The sequence below is a fragment of the Pelagerythrobacter marensis genome, assembly GCF_036700095.1.
GTDB classification, from domain to species: domain Bacteria; phylum Pseudomonadota; class Alphaproteobacteria; order Sphingomonadales; family Sphingomonadaceae; genus Pelagerythrobacter; species Pelagerythrobacter marensis_A.
In genome coordinates this window covers 819,394-838,093 of sequence record NZ_CP144918.1, presented here as the reverse complement: position 1 = coordinate 838,093, position 18,700 = coordinate 819,394, and the positions used below count along the sequence as shown (strand labels likewise).

Below are 18,700 nucleotides of genomic sequence, written 5' to 3'. Positions count from 1 at the left end.
CGTTGAGATAACCGTGGCGTGGGCACTTTGCCGACGGGCATCTCGATTGCATCAGCGAACCGGGAGAAACCGATGACGGACGAAACCTTCGACTACACGATTTATATCGACGCCTCCGTGGAGAGGGTCTTCGAGGCTCTCACCAATCCCGATAAGACCGCGAAGTATTGGGCGGGGCGGCGTATCACCACTGACTGGCGACCGGGATCGCCCTTTCATCTTTACATCGACGACACCGCGGACTTCGAAGTCTTTGGCGAGGTCATCGCCTGCGAGGCGCCAAACACCGTGTCCTACACCTGGAACGTCACCATGGCGCCCGACGCCCCGCCGTCCACGGTGAAGTTCCGCCTGCAGCCAACCGGCCACGACACCAAGTTAACGCTCACCCATGCGCCGCTTGCAGCCGACGATATGGCGCGCCAAGGGTGGCCGGCGATTCTGTCGAGCCTGAAGACAATCCTTGAGACCGGTCGGCCGATGCCTGGTACCGACAGTTGGCGCCGCAAACCCGCGGCACAGTCCGAAGGGACGCACGCCCACGGGCAAAGCGCATGAACGAGGTCGATGTCTTTTCCGCGCTCGCCAATCCGATCCGCCGGGAAATTCTCGTCAGCCTGCGTGAGGGGCCCCGGCCGGTCAGCGAGCTCGCGCGCGGATTCGAAATCCGCCGCCCGGCGGTTTCGGAACATTTGCAGGTGCTGCGCCGGGCGCGCCTTGTCCGGGAAGAGCCGCGCGGCCGCGAACGCTACTACCATCTCGATCCGCGGCCCTTGGCGGATGTCGAGACCTGGCTTGATGCCTTCACTCACTACTGGAAGCAGCGCATGACGGCTCTCGAACAACTGCTGGACGATGAGGAAGGTCAATGACGAAGCGGAGATCCATCGAGGTGGAGCACGTCTATGCTCACCCTCCAGCCAAGGTTTGGAAGGCGCTGACGGACCCGAAGCTGCATGCGCGCTGGTGGGCGGCAGGCGATGTTCGCCCAGTGGTCGGCCATACATTCGAGCTCGACATGGGCAAATGGGGCATGCAGCCGTGCGAGGTTCTACAGGTCGAACCGGAGCGACTGCTCCAATACCGCTTCGCGCTCGACACAATCATCACCTGGCATCTCAGCCCCGAAGGCGGCGGAACGCGATTGAAACTCGTCCACGACGGTTTCGATCTGGACTCGCCGCTTGCCAAACAGGCTTATGAGGGCATGCGCAACGGCTGGCCGGCCGTGCTCGAACACCTTGGCGAAACCCTGGATGCGGCGATCCCTTCGGGTACACTATGAACAACCGGTACGAGATTCGCCCCGTCCGCAGAGCCGACCTCGCCTTGCTCCGCCGATGGCGCTCCAAACCCCACGTCCGCCGGTGGTGGGACGATCCGGACGTCGAGCCGGATACCGATAAACTGGACGACCCGCGCATCGCGCTCTGGGTCGCCAGCCATGCCGGACGCCCGTTCGCCTTCCTTCAGGACTATGAGATCCATGCCTGGCCGGGCCATCACTTCGGCTATCTACCGCCGGGGTCGCGGGGGATCGACCTTTATGTCGGCGAGCCGGACATGCTTGGGGCCGGCCACGGGGCGGCCCTCCTGCGTCAGTATGTGGATCATCTCTTCAGCTCAGGCGCACCCGCCGTCGGCATCGATCCGCATCCCGACAATGCGGCGGCGATCCGGTGCTTTGAAAAGGCCGGGTTCGTCGCTGCGCGGGGCCGGGTCGAAACCGCATGGGGGCCCGCGCTCCTCATGGATCGGCGGGCGACCAACCCGTCACACAGGCCGGATCAGTTCCTTTTCCCTTAGCGATAGGGGGATGAAGATCTGGCACGCGGAGCAAGACGCCATGTTGCTGCCGGCCGGCATTTGAGTTGTAGCCACCCATGAGAGGAGTGTTGACTGGATGTTCGACCACTTCGGAATGATCGTTTCGGATGCCGGTAAGGCCCTGCGGTTTTACGAAAGCTGTCTGGAACCGCTCGGTCTCCAAATTGTTCAGCGGCATCCGAACGGCGCCTTCATCGTCGCTCCCGAGGAGGGCGGTGCGGCCGGGTTCCTGTATGTAGGCCCCGATGCGCCGGAATTCTGGTCCGAAACCCACACACCGTCGTCGTCTCCGGTTCATATCTGTTTCGTGGCGACCAGTCGGTCGGCGGTGGACGCCTTCTACAAGGCGGCGCTCGCCTCAGGAGGCGCGGACAATGGTGCGCCGGGCGAACGAGATCCCGGATACTATGCCGCTTATGTGATCGATCCCGACGGCAACAACGTCGAGGCCGCCTTTCGGCAGGCATCGTGAACCACTGACGGCCGTTGTTCATGGTTACCGGGAACCGCGCCGACTTTTCGGCAACATCAGGCTCACGATCTCATCGACCAGTCGCATATGCGAGCATACGGGAAAAGTGCCCATGCCCTCTACCTTCGGTAGCAAGGCATTGTGCTTAATATACCGCTCGGCCGAATACAATCGGGCACATCGAAGGCCCCTCTAACTCAGATAGAGCAGATATGATCACTTGTGTCGTGGACGACGTTATCGATCCGTCGAAAATCGAGGCGTTCGAGCGTTTTGGAAAACGCTGTGACGTGAGACCCGTCATTCCTCCGCTTATGAGGAGAGTCCGGGCATCGATTCGCATCCCGACAACGCGGCGGCTATCCCGGTGTTTCAAAAAAGGCAGGGTACGTCGGCGCGCTGGATCCGTTCGTAACCGCATAGGGTCGACGTTCCTAATAGATCGGCGAGCGGCAAACCCAACATTCAGACCAGATCAGTTTGTTTCGACCTAGCGCGTGTTCCTCAACTTCCCGCCAAGCCGAAAGGACAGCGTTCGAGCAGGGTCCAGTGGTTGCCGATCGCCGTGAGGTCCTCCATAGGAACGATATTGGCCAAGTGCGAATGCTCCCCATCATGGACGAAGATGGAAAGCTGCGCCCAGCCTTCGTAGCCAGTCACCTTGTTGAACGTTTCGTCGGCCACGGTGAACCACGGCATATTCCAGCCATGTTGCCCCTTCACGCTCGCGATTTCTGCCTGCGAGGCGCGGGAAACGAAGGCCAGAGACGTGTCGTGTCGATGCAGATTGGCGAAGTCGCCGCCAAGGTCGCCGAGATCGTCCGTCCAGAGGGAACAGCCGTCGCAAGGCGCCGCGCCGGGTTCGAACCAGAAGTGATAGACGATTAGCTGGCGCCGCCCCGCAAACAGATCCCGGAGCCGCAACGGGCCATCCGGCCCCTCAAAGAAAGGTGTCTCCTCGACCTTCCACATCGGCAACGTTTGCCGCTCATCGTTCAGCGCCTCGCGCTGTCTAGCCAGGTGCTTTTCCTTGTCGCGGAGCTCGCCGCGCGCAGCCAGCCACTCTCTACGAGGTACAACATCGGGAAACGTCATTGTCCGCTCCATCACTGAGTTCTCGTTGCGCCCTTGAACCTTCAGGTTTCAGCTCGTCACAACGTTTCCTGCTGGCCTTGAAACTCGGGGCGAGATGCGTGGTGCCGAAGATTGGTCCATGCAAACAAGAATGCGGTGACGAGGAGAACGCCGCACCCGGCGGCCGTGGCGATCACCAGGCCGCGTTCGAACGCGTGTTGTGCCGAAGTCATCAGAATTGTGCCGGAGGCGTCCGGCAGTTCCTTGGCAACGTCGACGGCTGCGCCGAGCGTGTCGCGCGCCGCAGCCGCATCCTCATTTGCGAGGTTTCCGGGAATCAAGACCATCGCCCGGTAAACCGCGACACCGATGCTGCCGAGCAGCGCAACGCCCAGGCCGCCACCGATCTCGGCGCCCGTCTCCGAAATCGCCGAGGCCGCGCCGGCCTTTTGCGGCGGTGCCGCGGTGAGGATCAGGTCAGTTCCCATGGTCACGATCGTCGCGACCCCCAAGCCTAGAACCATCATGCCAGCAACGATCGCGAAAAGGCCGAATCCGCTCGTGAATGCCGCCATGATCGCAAAGCCGGCCGCGACGAGCAGAAGCGCCAGAGCGACGATAGTCCCGGGCGCGATCCGGCGTGCCAATGCCGGCGCGCCCAGACAGCCAGCAACACAGGCGGCGGCCGGCGGAATAGTCCACAGTCCGGCCATCATCGGCGCCATGCCGAGCACGAGTTGGAGATATTGCGCAACCAGCAACGACACGCCGACCCAAGCGAACAGCGCCATCGTGTTCGCGCCGAGCGCAGCCGTGAAGGACGGACACCGGAACAGCGCGAGATCGACCAGTGGCGCTTCGAGCCGTTTCTGGCGGCGGACGAACACCCAACCGACAGCAGCGCCGAAACCGAGTATTGCGGCGGCCATGGCCGTGACGCCCGCTTCGGCAATATGCTTGACGCCATAGGCGATCGCGAGGAGCGATGTCATCGACAGGAATACACTTGGATAGTCGACGGTCTCGCCATCCTCTTCGCGGCACTCAGGCAAGAAGACCGGGCCGAGAAGGATCAGTGCCGCCATAACCGGCACGCCGATCAGGAATACCGAGCCCCACCAGAAGTGCTGCAGCAGGAAACCACCGACCGGAGGGCCCAGCACACCACCAAGAGTGAAACAGGTGGTCCAGATGCCGATGGCAAGGCCCCGCTGCTCCGGAGAGTGGAACAGGTTTCGGATCAATGCCAGCGTCGAGGGCAGCAAGGTCGCGCCGGCGATGCCCAAGATGGCGCGTGCCACGATCAGCATGGCGGCGCTTGTGGAAAACGCCGCTAGGATAGAGGCGAGTCCAAAGAAGACCGAACCGATAAGCAGCAGACGGCGCCGACCAATGCGGTCGCCGATCGCGCCCATCGGAATGAGAGCACCGGCGACGAGGAAGGCGTAGATGTCGGAGATCCAGAGAAGCTCGGCGGCATTGGGCCGCAGCGCCGCGCTGAGCGAGGGCGTCGCCAGATAGAGGATCGTCATGTCCATCGATACCAGCAGCGTGGGAAGCGCCAGAACCGCAAGTCCCAGCCATTCCCTGGTGCCGGCCTTGGTGCGCATTGTCGGCTGCATTTTCGCCTCCTCTGATCTCCGGAGTCCCGCTGATGCGAGATACGCTTGATTATTAGAATGGTCGCTATAATATTAAGCGTGATGATTGAGTCAAGAATTTTATAGTGTAGGTTCTAAAAATGCCGAGAGGCCGACCGAGACAGTTCGACGAGGAGCAGGCAGTAGACGTTGCCCTGCGCCTGTTCTGGCGCCATGGCTATGAGGGGACGGCGATTTCCACGCTGGCGGAGGCAATGGGTTTGACCGTGGCGAGCGTCTACAACGCATTCGGCCACAAGGAGAGCCTGTTCTTGAAAGCCGTCGATCATTACGACCGGTACAGCGCAGGTCTCTACGAGGAGGCGTTCAAGAAGACGTCCGCACGCGAAGTCGCACTTGGCATTCTTATGGGCGAAATCGATCTCGTCTCCGGGAAGGATACCCCCGAAGGCTGCTTGATGGTGCAGGGCGCTTTGGCCACCAGTCCGGAATCCGAGGACGTCCGGAAAGCGATGGCGAGGCTGCGTCGAGCTGCCGAAGCCGATGTCGCTGCCCGCTTCGCGCAGTTCGAGGAGGCTGGCGAACTCCCGTCTGGCTGGAGCGCGCGATCGCTCGCCGGCTATGTCATGACGGTAGCGACAGGAATGGCGGTTCAGGCCAAAAGCGGTGCGTCACGGGCGGAGCTGAACGACGTCGCCGATATGGCGATGAAGATCTGGCCCAATGAATGAGGCGCCGAGAGCCTGTCGCTCGGCATTCGAGTTCGTTGCCGTTGACGAGGAAATCGGGTGAGATGTTCCATCATTTCGGAATAGTCGTTTCGGGCGGCGACAAAACTCTACGCCTTATGAGAACTGTCTGGAACCGCTGGGGCTCGACATTGATCGGCGGCATCCAGTGGCACCTTGATCGCCGCTCCTAGGGAGAGCGGTGCCGTCGGGTTCCTGTACGTGAGCACCGAAACGTTGGAGTTCTAGACTAGTCGGAGTCGCACTGGCCCTCGTCTTCTCGGACCAGTCGGTCTATGGTCGTGGCCTTCTATAAGACCGCGCTTGCTCGGAAGGCGTGGACAATGTGGCGCGTCGGGCGAACGGCAGTTCATTCGGCGTGAGATTGACCAAGCCTGCGGATGCAATTTGGGGGAGGTGGCGCACCCACCAGGATTCGAACCTGGGGCCTTCGCCTTCGGAGGGCGACGCTCTATCCAGCTGAGCTATGGGTGCTTACCGTGTCGCAAATGCTTACGCAGTGCTTACGTGAACTTTTCGCGAGTTGAAAGATCAGAACGAGGGTCTCGCAAATCCTTGTTCTCACTACCTCTTTTTGTCTCCTCTTTGTCGCCCAGCCCCTTGACATCAGCCTTCGGAGGGCAGCGCTCTATCCAGCTGAGCTACGGGTGCTGGCGCGAGCGGGGCGCTTAGCAAAGGGGGGCGCCGCGTGCCAGTTGAATTTGACGGAGGTTCCGCGGATCGCCGCGGCGGGTCAGCGTTTCGGCAAGCGGATGGGCAATATGCGGCTCACCGCGCTGCTGGCTCTCGCACCGGACGCCGGCGCGTCCGGACCTCGCTCAGGCGTCTGAGAACCGCAGACGGCCGCCTGCAGGCTTGACTGAGTTCACTATCTGTTCCAACAAATGGCGGATGATCGACGCCCCGCTGCCCGCACCGTCCGCTCTCGAAAACGCCAGTGCCGCCGACGTGGCGCGCGGGATCGGCCGCCTGTTCGCCCGCAACGATATCTGGTGCCTCGGCGAAATGCCGCTGCGCAACGGCAGGCGCGCAGACCTGATGGGAATCGACGCGAAAGGCCGCATCGTCATCGTCGAAATCAAGGTGAGCCGCGCCGATCTGCTGGGCGACGGCAAGTGGCCCGACTATCTCGATTTCTGCGACCGGTTTTACTGGGGTCTCCCGCTTGCGCTCGATCGTTCGCCGCTCGACCTCGCCGATTTCCGCCCCGATTGCTGCGGGGTCATCGTCGCCGACGGCTACGACGCCGAAATCGTCCGCCCCGCGCCGTCGCAACCGCTTTCGCCCGCCCGGCGGAAAGTCGAAGTCGAACGGCTCGCGCGCACGGCCCTGCGCCGCGGCGTGATCGCGCTCGATCCGCAATGCGCCGCAATGGGAACAGCCGGGCACGCCCCGGCATCGTGAAGGCGTTCAGCGATCGGGCGCGCTGCGCAGACGAAATTCTTCGACCGGCACGCCGCCGATCAGGTGTTCCTGGATGATCCGTTCGAGCACCCCCTCGGTGCACGAATGATACCAGACCTGGTCGGGCCAGACGACCGCGATCGGCCCCGCTTCGCATATCTGCAGGCAATCGGCCTTCGTCCGTTGGACGACCGAGCCCGCGATGCGCAGCTCCTTCAGCCGCTTCTTGAGGTATTTCCAGGCGCGCTCCCCCTCTTCGCGGCGGCAGCATTTCTGCTTGTCCGACATCGCGCACAGAAAGATATGGCGCGCAACCGTTTCGCCGCCGATCGCGCGGAGCGCCTTCTGCGCTTTGCCCAGTTCCTTCGGAGCGGTCATTCCTCGCCCAGCCAACGGTCGAGCCAGGCAAAGACCGTCTCATGCCACTGCAACGAGTTCTTCGCCCCCAGCACCCAGTGATTTTCGCCTGGGAAGACGAGCAGTTGCGCCGGCACGCCGCGTTCCTGCAGCGCCGTGAACGCGCCCAGCGCCTGGGTATAGGGAACGCGGAAATCCTTCTGGCCGGTGACGACCAGCATCGGGGTCTTCCACTTGTCGACGTGGTGGACGGGGTTCCACTTTTCGTAAAGTTCCGGATTGGCGGCATAGGATCCGCCGAAATCCCAGCGCGGGAACCACAGCTCCTCGGTCGTGTAATAGAAGCTGCGCATGTCGAACAGGCCATCGTGCTGCACCAGGCAGTCGAACCGGTCCGGCCATTGCCCGGCGATCCAGTTCATCATGTAACCGCCATAGCTCGCACCCATTGCGCAGGCGCGCGTCCCGTCGATCTGCGGATCGAGCGCCAGGGCGGCGGCCAATCCCTTTTGCAGATCCTCGAGCGGCTTGCCGCCCCAGTCGCGGTTGATCGCATCGGTGAAGGCCTGGCCGTATCCGGTGGACCCGTGAAAGTCGACCGAGATCACCGCATAGCCCCGGCTCGCCACAACGCGGGGGTTCCACCGCGTCGACCAACTGTCGTTGAACGACCCCTGCGGGCCGCCGTGGACGTAGAGGATTGCCGGCATCGGCCCATCGCGCCCGTCGAGCTTGGTGATCTGGCCCCAGACCGTGGCCCCGCCGGCGCCTGCAAAGCTGAACCGCCGGGTGACGATAGGTGCGAGCCGGCCGAGGTGGCGCCCGGCGACCTCGGTCAGCGGCATGGCCTGCTGCCAGCCCTGCGAAAGGAACAGCTCGGGCGGGGCGCCGATCGAATCGCGCGTGAACAGCAGGCGCTCGCCCGAAAGCGGAACGACATTGCCGATATGCGCCTCGTTACCCGCCATCAGGTCGAGTTCTTCCACCTGCCCTGTCGCCGGGTCGATCCGATAGGCCGGGGTGTCGAGAACGTCCTGCGCGGTGGCAACGAGCCAGCGCGAATCGGGCGTCCACGCGAGCGAGCCGAACGAGCGGTCGAAATCCTGCGTCAGCGCACGCGTTTCGCCGCTGGCCAGATCGCGCAGGTGGATCACCAGACGATCGGATTCGTAACCGGGGCGCGCCATTGCGGCCCAGGCAAGCCATCTTCCATCGGGCGAGGGGGCGGGAAGCGTGTCGGTCGCCGCATTGTCGGCAGTAAGGTTGACCGGCGGCGCGCCCGACAGGTCGTTCCACCAGATATCGACATTGGTCGAGGTCGGCTCGCTGGCGTCCGAGCGGCGTGCGGCGAAATAGACCCCCGAACCGTCGGGCGCCCAGGCAACGTCCTCCCCCCCGCCGAAAGGCCGGGTCGGGGTGTCGCCCACCAGGGCATCCGCGCCCGCCGGCCCGTCGAGCGGTACGCCCTGCCCGGAGGCCTTGCCGTCGACGAGGTCGAAAGCGAAAACGCGGGCGAAAATGCCCGGCGTTTCCCAGGTATCCCAGTGCCGCACGAAACCGTCGGCAGCGTCGTAGAGCATGCCGTCGCCCGGCCCCGGCAGGTGTGTCGCGCCGCCCGCGTCAGGCGCGCAGCCGAACGTCGGGCAATCGCGGGCAATGTCGCCGAACAGCGCGATCTTTCCGCCATCGGGCGAGATCGCGAAACCGGTCACGTCGGCCGCCGCTTGCGTCACCTGTTCCGGCGCCGACACCGCGCCCGCCGGCCCGACCGCAACGCGCCAGACGCGGCTACGCTCCTCCCCGTCGGCGCCCGCGCGATCGGAGAGGAAATAGAGCCAGCCGTCCGGGCCGAACGCCGGGCTGCCGGCCGCGCCGCCGAGGTCCAGCGCCACGGCCTCCGCATCGGCATCGGCAAGGTCGCGCAGATAGAGCTGCACCGTGCGCGCATGGCTGTCGGGGTCGGTCCTGGTCACCGGATAGACCGCGTATCGGCCATCGTTCGAAGCGACCGGCGCGCCCAGGCGCGGCATTGTTACCAGGTCCTGCGCCGTCATCGGCGCGGTCTCGTGGGCAAGGGCGGGCGCTGCCATCGTCAGCGCGGCGAGGGAGGCTGCGAAGCCTGCGATCCTGATCATGGACGCTGGCCTAGCGTCCGGCATCGCAACCTGCAACGATCTCTATCGCCGGCCCGTCGCCCCGGCCGGATCGCTTCAACCGCGCTTGCCTGCAATCCGCGAAATCTCGGCCTTCACCAGCCGTTCGACGATCGGGGGAAGGTTCCGATCCAGCCATTCGGCGAGCATCGGCCGCAGCATGTCGCGCACCAGGCCTTCCAGCGAGGTTTCGCCCGAGCGGACGATCTGCGGCTGCGCCCCGGGCTCCGCCAGCATGGCAAGCGCGGCGAGGTTCTCGCGCAGCGAATCGCGCACGGCATCGGTGGTCAGCGGCGAATCCTCGCTGTCCTCTTCCGAAACCTCTGCATCTCGCGCTTCCTCGACGAAGGCGGCCGCCCCCAGATCGAGCACGCCCTCGTGCTCGTCTGCACTGTCGGCGTCGCCGGCCGCTACCGGAACGCCGTCCTCCTCGCGTCGACGGCGCGTTTCGACGGCACTCGCGCGATTGTCCCGCGCGATCACTTTCTTGATCGATTCGAGAATTTCTTCGACCGATGCTTCGCTATGCTGGCGCACGTATCCCGGCCCCCCGTTTCGGCCCTCGATTGATGCCAGCCCGGCGCGCAGCCGAACCGAGCCCGTTCATTCGCGCGGAATGTCAGCGTCTTGCGCCGGGATGTCAACGGTTCTCGTCGATCGCACAGCCGGGGCCGGGTCGCGATCCCAATCGAACCACTTGCCTTCGACCCGCTCGAAATTGATCTGCGGATCGTAGAGCAGGCCGTCGCCGTCGAGGCCCAGATCGCGGGCCTCGGCGCGGCCCATCGCGGCGAGCAGGCTGAACCCGGCGACGTAGGCGTTGCGCCGGGCGGTCACGAGTTCGACCTGCGCGTTGAGCAGTTCCTGTTCGGCATTGAGAACGTCGAGGATCGTGCGGTTGCCGATCGAGTTTTCCGCCCGCACACCCTCCAGGCTCAGTTCGGCGGCGGCGACCGCCGATCGCGAACTTTCGATGATCGCAAGCGAGGCCTGCCAGCTGGAATAGGCAGCGCGCACTTGCGCGATCACGTCACGCTCCGCCGCAATGACGCCCTCGAGCGCGGCCGAAGCGCGCGCCTGGGCCTGGCGCTGGAGCGCAGCGGGACGGCCGCCCTGGAAGATCGGAATGCTGACCGAAACGCCCGCCGTGACGCTGGCCGAGGTTTGCGATACGTCGGCATCGGGCAGCGTCGGATCGTCGATCACCGCGCCACCGCGGGTGCCGAGGAAGTTTTCATACCCATAGCCGGTGAACAGCGAGACACGCGGCAGCCGGCCCGCGCCGGCGACGTCGATGTCGTAGCCGGCAGCCTCCGCCCGTTCGCGGGCGGCGATAAGATCGGGATTGTTTTCCAACGCGGCCGCGACTGCGACGTCGGGATTGTCGGGCAAGCCGGGCAGCGGCGGCGGCGGCTGCAAATCGATGGGCGCGCTGCCGACCAGCGCGATGTAGTTTTCCCGCGCGGCGATCAGATTCGCCTGTGCGGAGCGAAAATCGCTCTGCGCGATCGCGAGCCGCGATTCGGACTGGGCAACGTCGGTGCGGGTAAGGTCGCCGATCTCGAAACGGTCGCTGGTCGCCTGGAGATTGGTTGAAAGAACATCGACCTGGTTGGCGGCAAGCCCGACGATCGCCTCGTTGCGGATCACGTCCATATAGGCGGCGACGACCTGGCTGAAGACGGCCGATTCGGTGGCCCGCAGATCGGCCTGCCCGGCCTGCACGCGCTCTTTGGCGGCGCGAACCGCGTTCTTGACCGCGCCGCCGGAATAGATCGGAACGCCGAGGTCGACATTGGCGGTGATTGCACGCTCAGGCGCCGTGAAGCTGGTGGAGCTCTGGTTGAGGAACTCGGAATATCGCCCGGAGGCGTCGACGCTGGGCCGGCCGGCCGATTTTTCGATCGGCACGCCTTCGTCGACCGCACGCTGTTCGGCCCGCGCGGCCTGGAGATTCGGATTGGTGCGATAGGCTTCGGCCAATGCCTCGCGCAGGGTATCGGCGCTGGCCGGTGCCGCAACCAGCGCCGCACCGGCCATCAGGGCCGAGATGGCCGGCCGCGCGCCCCTCCCCATCATCTCAGAAGCTCCATCGCTTCGGCGCATCGAAGACCGCAAGGCGCGGAATGCCCATTTCGGCGAGACGCAGCCAGCCGATCCCGCCGCCTGCCGGGCGACCCACGGCCAGACGGGTCACGCCGTTCTCGATCAGGCCCGTAACGATGCGGCCGTCTTCGGCCAGACGGCGAGTGAGCGTGGCCGGCAACACCTCGACCGCGCCGTCGACCAGGATCAGCGGATAGGTGCCGCGCAGCGTGCCCTGCGCCCCCTCGGGCGTGACCGTCTTGACCGAGGCGACGAGCGGTTCGAGCAGCGCGGGCAGATAGCCGCTGCCCCCGTCGACCACGAGCGCGGCGTCGTCCGGCCCCGGCTGCGCTTCGCGCAACATCATGCCGTAAAACAGCGGGGCGGCAATATGGCCGCCTTCGTCGAAGGCGATCGCACGGTCCATATAGGCCACCCCGCGCGCGGAATCCGGCACATGGTCCTCGCGCGGCACAGCGTTCATCCGTTCAAGCACGAAGGCTTCGTTGATGCCGCTCGTACGAAGCTGGCTGTCGATCATGGCGCGCCGCGCGGCGGCGAAATCGGTCTGGGGGGGGCGGGTTTCAGCAAGTGTCATCGGAGAGCCTCGGCGCGCTGTATTACATGCTTAACACAGTTGGTCAATCGGGCATGGCTTTAGGCGTATCGCCCCGCCCGGCCAAGCGCTTTGACGCTAGGCATTCCCCGCGCCTATGGGATTCGCCAATCGATGGGAAGGAACTTGGCTTCGATGAGCGACTTTGAAGGACGGCCCCTGGTAGCGATCCGCGAGGCGGACCTGATCGAAAGCGTGGCCGACGCGCTGCAATATATCTCTTACTATCACCCGATGGACTATATCCGCGCGCTCGGCGCGGCTTACGAGGCAGAACAGGGCGCGGCCGCGAAAGATGCGATCGCACAGATCCTGACCAACAGCCGGATGTGCGCCGAAGGGCACCGGCCGATCTGCCAGGATACCGGAATCGTCAACGTCTTCGTCAGGTGGGGGCAGGATTGCCGGCTCGATTCGGCGCGCAGCCTGCAGGAGGTCGTCGACGAGGGGGTTCGGCGGGCCTACAACCATCCGGACAACAAGCTGCGCGCCTCAATCCTGGCCGATCCGGCCTTTACCCGCCGCAACACGCGCGACAACACGCCGTGCGTGCTCTCGGTCGAAATGGTCCCCGGCGACAAGGTCGAGATCGACGTCGCGGCCAAGGGCGGCGGGAGCGAAAACAAGTCCAAATTCAAGATGATGAACCCCAGCGACAACATTGTCGAATGGGTGCTCGAACAGATCCCCTCTATGGGCGCCGGCTGGTGCCCGCCGGGGATGCTGGGGATCGGGATCGGCGGCACGGCCGAGCACTGCGTCAAACTGGCCAAGCAGAGCCTGATGGAACCGATCGACATGGCGCAGCTCAAGGCGCGCGGGCCGCAAAGCGATATCGAGAGGTTGCGGATCGATATCTATGACGCGGTCAATGCCCAGGGTGTCGGCGCGCAGGGGCTGGGCGGGTTGTCGACAGTGCTCGACGTCAAGATCCTCGACGCGCCCTGCCACGCGGCGGGCAAGCCGGTGGCGATGATCCCCAATTGCGCCGCGACGCGCCACGCGCATTTCACGCTCGACGGGTCGGGCCCGACTTACCTCGAGCCGCCGAAGCTGGACGAATGGCCCGATGTCCACTGGCAGCCCGATGCTGCCGCACGGCGGGTCGATCTCGACAGCCTGACGAAAGAGGAAGTCGAGAGCTGGCAGCACGGCGACCGGCTGCTGCTTTCGGGCAAGATGCTGACCGGGCGCGACGCCGCGCACAAGCGCATCCAGGATATGCTCGCCCGGGGCGAGGAGCTGCCGGTCGATTTCAGGGGGCGGGCGATCTATTACGTCGGCCCGGTCGACCCCGTGATGGGCGAGGTCGTCGGCCCTGCGGGCCCGACCACGGCCACCCGGATGGACAAGTTTACCGAGATGATGCTCGACCTCGGCCTGCTTGCGATGATCGGCAAGGCCGAGCGCGGCGCCGACGCAGTGGATGCGATCAGCCGCTTCAAGGTCGCTTACCTAATGGCGACCGGCGGCGCGGCCTATCTTGTCGCACGCGCGATCAAGCAGGCGGAAGTCGTGGCGTTCGAGGATCTCGGCATGGAAGCGATCTACGAATTCACGGTGGAGGACATGCCGGTCACCGTGGCGGTCGATGCCGCCGGGAACAATGTCCACAAGCTCGCCCCCGCGCAATGGAAAGAGCGGATCGCGCGCGAAAAGCTGCTCGAGGGCGCGTGACGGCGTTCGACGAAGCGCCGAGGCGCTCCGACGACCGCGCTGGCCGCATGCCCCCCGCCGGGATTAGAGCGGGAGGCTGAAAATGGTCGAAACCGCTCCCGCCGACGAACGCGCCCGCGTGCCCGTCGTCACCGTTCTCGCCTCCATGGCGGGACTGTGGCTGTGCTATTTCCTGCTCACCACCGTTCGCGCGGCGATCGTCGGTTTCGAGCCCCAGGTCGAGATGCTCTGGCGCCGGGGGCTGGTCACGCTGGTCGGCATCGGCATGACCGTTCTGCTGTGGGCGATCCTGCGGCTGTTCGACGATCGCCCCCTGTGGACCAAGATCCTCGCCGCCGTTCTGGTCGCGGTCCCGATCGCCATCCCCATCGCCCAGACCAACCAGTGGGTATTTGCGGACATGCAGCGCAAGGTCGAAGAGAACTTCGGCCGCGACCGCGGGATCAACATTCGCCGCGACGAGGCGGGCAACCTGCTGGTCGACATTCCGCCCGAACGCTTCCGCGACCTGACGGGGCTGGGCGTAAGCAGCGACGCAGCCACCGCCGGCGCGCCGGCGAGCGTGATGATCGCCCCGGCGCCCTCGCGCCTCGACCAGTGGCTGCAAGTCGTGGATATCGCGCTCGGCCGTTATTTCCTGCTTCTCGCCTGGGCTTCGCTCTATTTCGCGATGCTCGCAGGCGCGCAGGCGCGCGCAGCGGAACGCCGCGAGGAGCGTTTCCGCAGTGCAGCCAAGGCGGCCGAACTGCGCTCGCTGCGGTACCAGGTAAACCCGCATTTCCTGTTCAACACGCTCAACTCGCTGTCTTCGCTGGTGATGACCGGCAGGACCGACCGGGCCGAAACCATGATCCAGTCGATCGCCAGCTTCTATCGCCACAGCCTGGCGGAAGACCCCACGAACGACGTCGCGATAGAGGACGAATTCGAGCTTCAGCGGCAGTATCTCGCCATCGAATCGGTCCGTTTCCCGGCCCGGCTGGACGCGGTGTTCGATCTGCCCGCCGAACTTGCCGAAGCACGCGTGCCGGGCATGATCCTCCAGCCCCTGGTCGAAAATTCGGTTCGCTATGCCGTGGCGCCGCACAGGCAACCCGTCACCATACGCGTCGCTGCGCGCGAGGATTACGGCCGCCTCGCGATCACGGTCGAGGACAATGGCCCGGGCGCGTCGTCGGCAGCCGGGGAGGGGTTCGGCATCGGGCTCGCCAATGTTCGCGATCGCCTGCAGGCCCGCTTCGGGCGCGAGGCCTCGCTCACATCCGGCCCGGTCGAGGGCGGCTACCTGACCGAAATTCGCATCCCCCTGGTGAAACATGGCTGAAGACGACAACCGACCCCTTCGCACGCTGATCGTCGACGACGAACCGCTCGCGGTCGAACGCATGCAGGTTATCTGCGCCAAGCTGCCCGAACTCGCAGTCGTGGGGACCGCAAGCGACGGTGCCGCCGCGCTGCGCCTGGTGGAGGCGCTCGGCCCCGATCTCGTTCTGCTCGACATGACGATGCCCGAAGCCGACGGGCTTGCGGTCGCCCGAAAGCTGGCAAAACGCGCACAAAGGCCCGCGGTGATCTTCGTTACCGCGCACGACAATTTCGCCGTCGAAGCGTTCGATCTCGATGCCGTCGACTACGTTCTCAAGCCCGTGGCGCACGACCGGCTCGCGCGCGCGATCGAGCGGGCCGTTTCGCGTCGCAGCAAACCGGCGCGGAACGAGAGCAAGTGGCTTACCGAGCTATGGGTCCCGCATCGTTCGGAACTGTTGCGGATCGAAATCGACCAGATCGACCGCATCGATGCGGAGCGCGATTATGTCCGGCTCCATCTGGGCGATCGCAGCTATCTGCTGTTGCAGACGATTGCAGGGCTCGAAGAACGGCTCGATCCGGCAGAGTTCATCCGCGTCCATCGTTCGACCATCCTCAGGAAGGATCGCATCCGCGGGCTGCGCCACGACGGGCTGGGCGTATGGTCGGCCGAACTGGAGGATGGCGAGACGGTGCGGATCGGACGGACCTATCTGCCGAAAGTCAAGGGAATGGCCGGACGCTAGAATCGTCTCCGGCGAGGCCGGGGGCCGCGCTTCTTCCGCGCACGGTTCGCACGCAATTCGGCCCGGACCGGGGGACTGAACCGGTCCGGGCCGAGGTCGCGACCGGAGTGATCAGCCGCCGACCCGCTGCTCATCCATGATGGCAGCGAACTGCTTGTCCGCCTGGCGCCGCGTTTCGGCATAGCACTTGCGCGACTCTCTCGTCGCGATTCGGGTGCCCGTGAGCTGCTGGTCGAGCGCACAGAATTCACGCACGGCAACGTCGATCCGCCGGTCGAGAGCCTTCTGACCTTCAGCGGTCGAGAGGTCGAGATCGCGGTAGGGAATGGACAGCGTATCGGCATAGGCAGGCGCCGCGGTCGCACCGAATGCGGCAACGGCGGCAAGAACGACAAGGGGGCGTTTCATGAGCTTTCCTCCATCAGCGGGCGCCTCCGAAATCGATTGGGGGGAGAGGCGACCCGCAAGCCATGGGATAGGCCCGCCCTCCGCCGGCCGCATCCGCGCATCGACCGCAGATCGCCCTGCGTCGACAGGCGCCCGGGCCGCCTGACGGACGGATCGAACCGCCCGACGAACCGTGTTTGGCAACCGACGGGCGCGGGTGCATGATGCGCACCGTGATCCTGATCCTCGTCTTCTTCATGGGCATCGGCAATTTCGCGATGCACAAGGCCGTGCTGGAAAGCGGCCATCCCCTGCTCGGGCGCATGCCCTGGTTCGTGCACATGCTCGGCGGGCGGATCACTCTGGTGACCGAGTTCCTCGTCCTGCTTGCGGCGATGCTGTCGGTCGCGAACGGGTGGCCCGCGATCGTTTGGGCCTATCTCGGCTATACGGCGCTGAATGTCGCCTCCGCCTGGTTGATCCTCACCGGGCGGGTGTAAATGCGGGAACCGCACCCGCCTTCCGGCGCTTCGCTGGCATGAACACGACGCGCGCGCTCTGGCTGGTGGTCAATTCCGCCAGCGGCAACAACAACCCCGCCGCAATCGAGGCGCTGGAAAGCTGCTGCGACCAGTATGGCCTGACACTCGCCCGCCGAATCGACTTCCCGGACCAGCCGCTGCCCGATGCCGCAACGCTCGACGCGGCGGGTGTCGATACATTGGCGGTCTATGCCGGCGACGGTACGATCAACGCTACGGTAACCGGCCTCTATGGCTGGCGGGGCGCGATCCTGGTCCTGCCCGGGGGGACGATGAACCTGCTGGCGCAGCGCCTGCACGGCGATGCGACGAGCGAGGAAATCCTGCTGCGGGCGGGCAGGGGCGCGGCGCGGCGAGTGCGCCCGGATATCGCGCGGACCGCCCATGGCGACGCCCTGGCGGGCCTCCTCGCCGGGCCGGGAACGAGTTGGTACGCCGTGCGCGAGGCCATGCGCGACGCGGATATCGCAGCCATGGCCGACAGTGCCGGCGAAGCTCTTGCAGAAACGACCGGCGGATCGATGCTGCGCTGCCGCGATCCGCAGATCGGTCGCGACGACGGCTATCCGCTGATCGAATTCACGCCCGGCCCGTGGGGCATGCAGGTCGACGCCTATCATGCCGAAAACGCCGGCGAGTTCCTGCAGCAGGGGTGGGCCCTGCTCCGTCGGCAGTTTCGCGAAGGGCCGCACGACCGCCTCGGGCTGCTCGACCGGATCGTGGTCGCCGACAGCGAAAGCCGATCCATCGGCCTGCTGATCGACGGCGAGCCTGCACAAGGGCAAGCTCGGGAGGAATTCGTCATGGCCGCATGCGAGGTCGATCTGCTAGCGACCGGGCATGGCGGCTGAGACGAGTCTTCTCTTCCACATCAGCGATATCCACTTCGGGCTGGAGGACAATCGCGCGCTCGATTGGGTCAAGCGGGAGATTGCGGAAAAGCGCCCGGACGCAGTGGCGATCACCGGCGACCTGACAATGCGTGCGCGCCACCGCGAGTTCGACGCGGCCTGCCGGTGGATCCGTTCGCTGGATGTGCCCGTGACGGTGGAAGTCGGCAATCACGACCTGCCCTATTTCAACCTGATCGAACGGTTCTTCCAGCCCTATCGCCGGTTCCATGGCATCGCCGATAGGGTAGAGCGCGCGATCGACCTGCCCGGCCTCGCCATCGTGCCGCTGAAGACGGCGGTTCGCGCCCAGCCCCGGCTCAACTGGTCTAAAGGCTGGGTCAGCTCACGCGCGCTGAAAAAATGCCTTGGGGCGATCGATAGCCTGCCCTCCGGAGTCCAGGCTCTCGTCGCCTGCCATCATCCCTTGCGCGAAGTCGGGACCGCCGGGACGGCGCTGACCCGCGGCGGTGGCAGAGCGCTTGCCGAACTGGCGAAGCGCCCGGTGCTCGCGGTGCTGTCAGGCCATGTCCACGACGCGTTCGACATCGTCGAGGAAACGGACAACGGCCCCGTCCGCATGATCGGCGCGGGCACGCTGTCCAAGCGCACGCGATCGACACCGCCCAGCTTCAACGAACTGACCTGGGACGGCGAGACCTTGCGCGTGCGCGTGCGGAATCTGGAGCGTATCCGAACCCGCGACATGCAGATCGACGACGTGCCCGAAGACGCACGCCCGCCGCGCGAGCCCGGAGAGCCGGTGGCCCCGGTGCGGCAGATCCCGCGCACCGATCCGCCGGTCCACTGAT

At 65.1% G+C, this 18,700-nt stretch carries 21 protein-coding genes and 1 tRNA gene; 13 read left to right on the top strand and 9 right to left on the bottom strand.

Going from position 1 to position 18,700, the window contains the following annotated elements; all coding sequences use genetic code 11:
* The first annotated feature begins 72 nt into the window (after nucleotides 1-72).
* The 5 genes from V5F89_RS03955 to V5F89_RS03935 all read left to right on the top strand — a co-directional run bounded on the left by V5F89_RS03955 (nucleotide 73) and on the right by V5F89_RS03935 (nucleotide 2,299).
* Nucleotides 73-558, top strand: a complete 486-nt coding sequence (locus V5F89_RS03955) for an SRPBCC domain-containing protein (RefSeq protein ID WP_338446956.1) — start codon at nucleotides 73-75, stop codon at nucleotides 556-558.
* Nucleotides 555-872: a metalloregulator ArsR/SmtB family transcription factor gene (locus V5F89_RS03950; protein WP_338446955.1), complete on the top strand. Its 318-nt coding sequence runs from the start codon at nucleotides 555-557 to the stop codon at nucleotides 870-872. The genes V5F89_RS03955 and V5F89_RS03950 overlap by 4 nt, the downstream gene beginning before the upstream one ends.
* Nucleotides 869-1,285: an SRPBCC domain-containing protein gene (locus tag V5F89_RS03945; protein WP_338446954.1), complete on the top strand. Its 417-nt coding sequence runs from the start codon at nucleotides 869-871 to the stop codon at nucleotides 1,283-1,285. The genes V5F89_RS03950 and V5F89_RS03945 overlap by 4 nt, the downstream gene beginning before the upstream one ends.
* Nucleotides 1,282-1,806: a GNAT family N-acetyltransferase gene (locus V5F89_RS03940; protein WP_338446953.1), complete on the top strand. Its 525-nt coding sequence runs from the start codon at nucleotides 1,282-1,284 to the stop codon at nucleotides 1,804-1,806. Before V5F89_RS03945 ends, V5F89_RS03940 begins: the two co-directional genes overlap by 4 nt.
* A 97-nt stretch (nucleotides 1,807-1,903) precedes the next feature.
* Nucleotides 1,904-2,299 (top strand): VOC family protein, encoded by a 396-nt coding sequence (locus V5F89_RS03935; RefSeq protein WP_338446952.1) that lies wholly within the window; start codon nucleotides 1,904-1,906, stop codon nucleotides 2,297-2,299.
* Between the two features lie 504 nt (nucleotides 2,300-2,803).
* Here V5F89_RS03935 and V5F89_RS03930 read toward each other — a convergent pair.
* Nucleotides 2,804-3,394 carry a DUF899 family protein gene (locus tag V5F89_RS03930; RefSeq protein ID WP_338446951.1) on the bottom strand — a complete coding sequence of 197 codons (591 nt, stop codon included), beginning with the start codon at nucleotides 3,392-3,394 and terminating at the stop codon, nucleotides 2,804-2,806.
* Nucleotides 3,395-3,450: 56 nt separating this feature from the next.
* Nucleotides 3,451-4,983 carry an MFS transporter gene (locus tag V5F89_RS03925; RefSeq protein ID WP_338446950.1) on the bottom strand — a complete coding sequence of 511 codons (1,533 nt, stop codon included), beginning with the start codon at nucleotides 4,981-4,983 and terminating at the stop codon, nucleotides 3,451-3,453.
* A 131-nt stretch (nucleotides 4,984-5,114) separates the two neighbouring features.
* Here V5F89_RS03925 and V5F89_RS03920 point away from each other — a divergent pair, with 131 nt between their 5' ends.
* Nucleotides 5,115-5,705, top strand: coding sequence for a TetR/AcrR family transcriptional regulator (locus tag V5F89_RS03920; RefSeq protein WP_338446949.1), 591 nt, complete (start codon nucleotides 5,115-5,117; stop codon nucleotides 5,703-5,705).
* Nucleotides 5,706-6,120: 415 nt separating this feature from the next.
* Here V5F89_RS03920 and V5F89_RS03915 read toward each other — a convergent pair.
* Nucleotides 6,121-6,197: transfer RNA gene (locus V5F89_RS03915), tRNA-Arg, on the bottom strand.
* A gap of 417 nt (nucleotides 6,198-6,614) precedes the next feature.
* Here V5F89_RS03915 and V5F89_RS03910 point away from each other — a divergent pair.
* The gene (locus V5F89_RS03910; protein WP_338446948.1) at nucleotides 6,615-7,127 is read left to right on the top strand and encodes an MmcB family DNA repair protein; all 513 of its coding nucleotides are present in this window, start codon (nucleotides 6,615-6,617) and stop codon (nucleotides 7,125-7,127) included.
* 6 nt (nucleotides 7,128-7,133) lie between these two features.
* Here the strand turns inward: V5F89_RS03910 and V5F89_RS03905 are convergent, their stop codons facing one another.
* The 5 genes from V5F89_RS03905 to V5F89_RS03885 form a co-directional block, all read right to left on the bottom strand.
* On the bottom strand, nucleotides 7,134-7,505 hold the full coding sequence (locus V5F89_RS03905; RefSeq protein WP_338446947.1) for a (2Fe-2S) ferredoxin domain-containing protein: 372 nt from the start codon (nucleotides 7,503-7,505) through the stop codon (nucleotides 7,134-7,136).
* Nucleotides 7,502-9,619: a S9 family peptidase gene (locus V5F89_RS03900; protein WP_338446946.1), complete on the bottom strand. Its 2,118-nt coding sequence runs from the start codon at nucleotides 9,617-9,619 to the stop codon at nucleotides 7,502-7,504. Before V5F89_RS03900 ends, V5F89_RS03905 begins: the two co-directional genes overlap by 4 nt.
* 75 nt (nucleotides 9,620-9,694) lie before the next feature.
* On the bottom strand, nucleotides 9,695-10,174 hold the full coding sequence (locus tag V5F89_RS03895) for a DUF2497 domain-containing protein (RefSeq protein WP_338446945.1): 480 nt from the start codon (nucleotides 10,172-10,174) through the stop codon (nucleotides 9,695-9,697).
* A 66-nt stretch (nucleotides 10,175-10,240) separates the two neighbouring features.
* Nucleotides 10,241-11,713, bottom strand: coding sequence for a TolC family outer membrane protein (locus V5F89_RS03890; RefSeq protein ID WP_338447508.1), 1,473 nt, complete (start codon nucleotides 11,711-11,713; stop codon nucleotides 10,241-10,243).
* A gap of 4 nt (nucleotides 11,714-11,717) precedes the next feature.
* Entirely contained in the window at nucleotides 11,718-12,320 is a 603-nt protein-coding gene (locus V5F89_RS03885; protein ID WP_338446944.1) for a protein-L-isoaspartate O-methyltransferase, read from the bottom strand.
* Nucleotides 12,321-12,473: 153 nt separating this feature from the next.
* Here V5F89_RS03885 and V5F89_RS03880 point away from each other — a divergent pair, with 153 nt between their 5' ends.
* The 3 genes from V5F89_RS03880 to V5F89_RS03870 all read left to right on the top strand — a co-directional run bounded on the left by V5F89_RS03880 (nucleotide 12,474) and on the right by V5F89_RS03870 (nucleotide 16,069).
* Nucleotides 12,474-14,015, top strand: a complete 1,542-nt coding sequence (locus tag V5F89_RS03880; RefSeq protein ID WP_338446943.1) for a fumarate hydratase — start codon at nucleotides 12,474-12,476, stop codon at nucleotides 14,013-14,015.
* Between the two features lie 82 nt (nucleotides 14,016-14,097).
* Nucleotides 14,098-15,339, top strand: a complete 1,242-nt coding sequence (locus V5F89_RS03875) for a sensor histidine kinase (protein WP_338446942.1) — start codon at nucleotides 14,098-14,100, stop codon at nucleotides 15,337-15,339.
* Nucleotides 15,332-16,069: a LytTR family DNA-binding domain-containing protein gene (locus tag V5F89_RS03870; RefSeq protein WP_338446941.1), complete on the top strand. Its 738-nt coding sequence runs from the start codon at nucleotides 15,332-15,334 to the stop codon at nucleotides 16,067-16,069. Before V5F89_RS03875 ends, V5F89_RS03870 begins: the two co-directional genes overlap by 8 nt.
* A 111-nt stretch (nucleotides 16,070-16,180) precedes the next feature.
* On the opposite strand, the gene V5F89_RS03865 is transcribed toward V5F89_RS03870, so the two are convergent.
* A complete protein-coding gene (locus tag V5F89_RS03865) occupies nucleotides 16,181-16,477 on the bottom strand; it encodes a UrcA family protein (protein WP_338446940.1) in 297 nt (98 codons plus the stop codon).
* Between the two features lie 200 nt (nucleotides 16,478-16,677).
* On the opposite strand from V5F89_RS03865, the gene V5F89_RS03860 reads away from it, so the two are divergent.
* The 3 genes from V5F89_RS03860 to V5F89_RS03850 are packed head-to-tail and all read left to right on the top strand — an operon-like array spanning nucleotide 16,678 to nucleotide 18,699.
* Entirely contained in the window at nucleotides 16,678-16,956 is a 279-nt protein-coding gene (locus V5F89_RS03860; RefSeq protein ID WP_338446939.1) for a hypothetical protein, read from the top strand.
* 38 nt (nucleotides 16,957-16,994) lie between these two features.
* Complete coding sequence (locus V5F89_RS03855) at nucleotides 16,995-17,849, top strand: diacylglycerol kinase family protein (RefSeq protein ID WP_338446938.1); 855 nt, start codon at nucleotides 16,995-16,997, stop codon at nucleotides 17,847-17,849.
* On the top strand, nucleotides 17,839-18,699 hold the full coding sequence (locus V5F89_RS03850; protein ID WP_338446937.1) for a metallophosphoesterase: 861 nt from the start codon (nucleotides 17,839-17,841) through the stop codon (nucleotides 18,697-18,699). The genes V5F89_RS03855 and V5F89_RS03850 overlap by 11 nt, the downstream gene beginning before the upstream one ends.
* The last annotated feature ends 1 nt before the right edge of the window (nucleotide 18,700 follow it).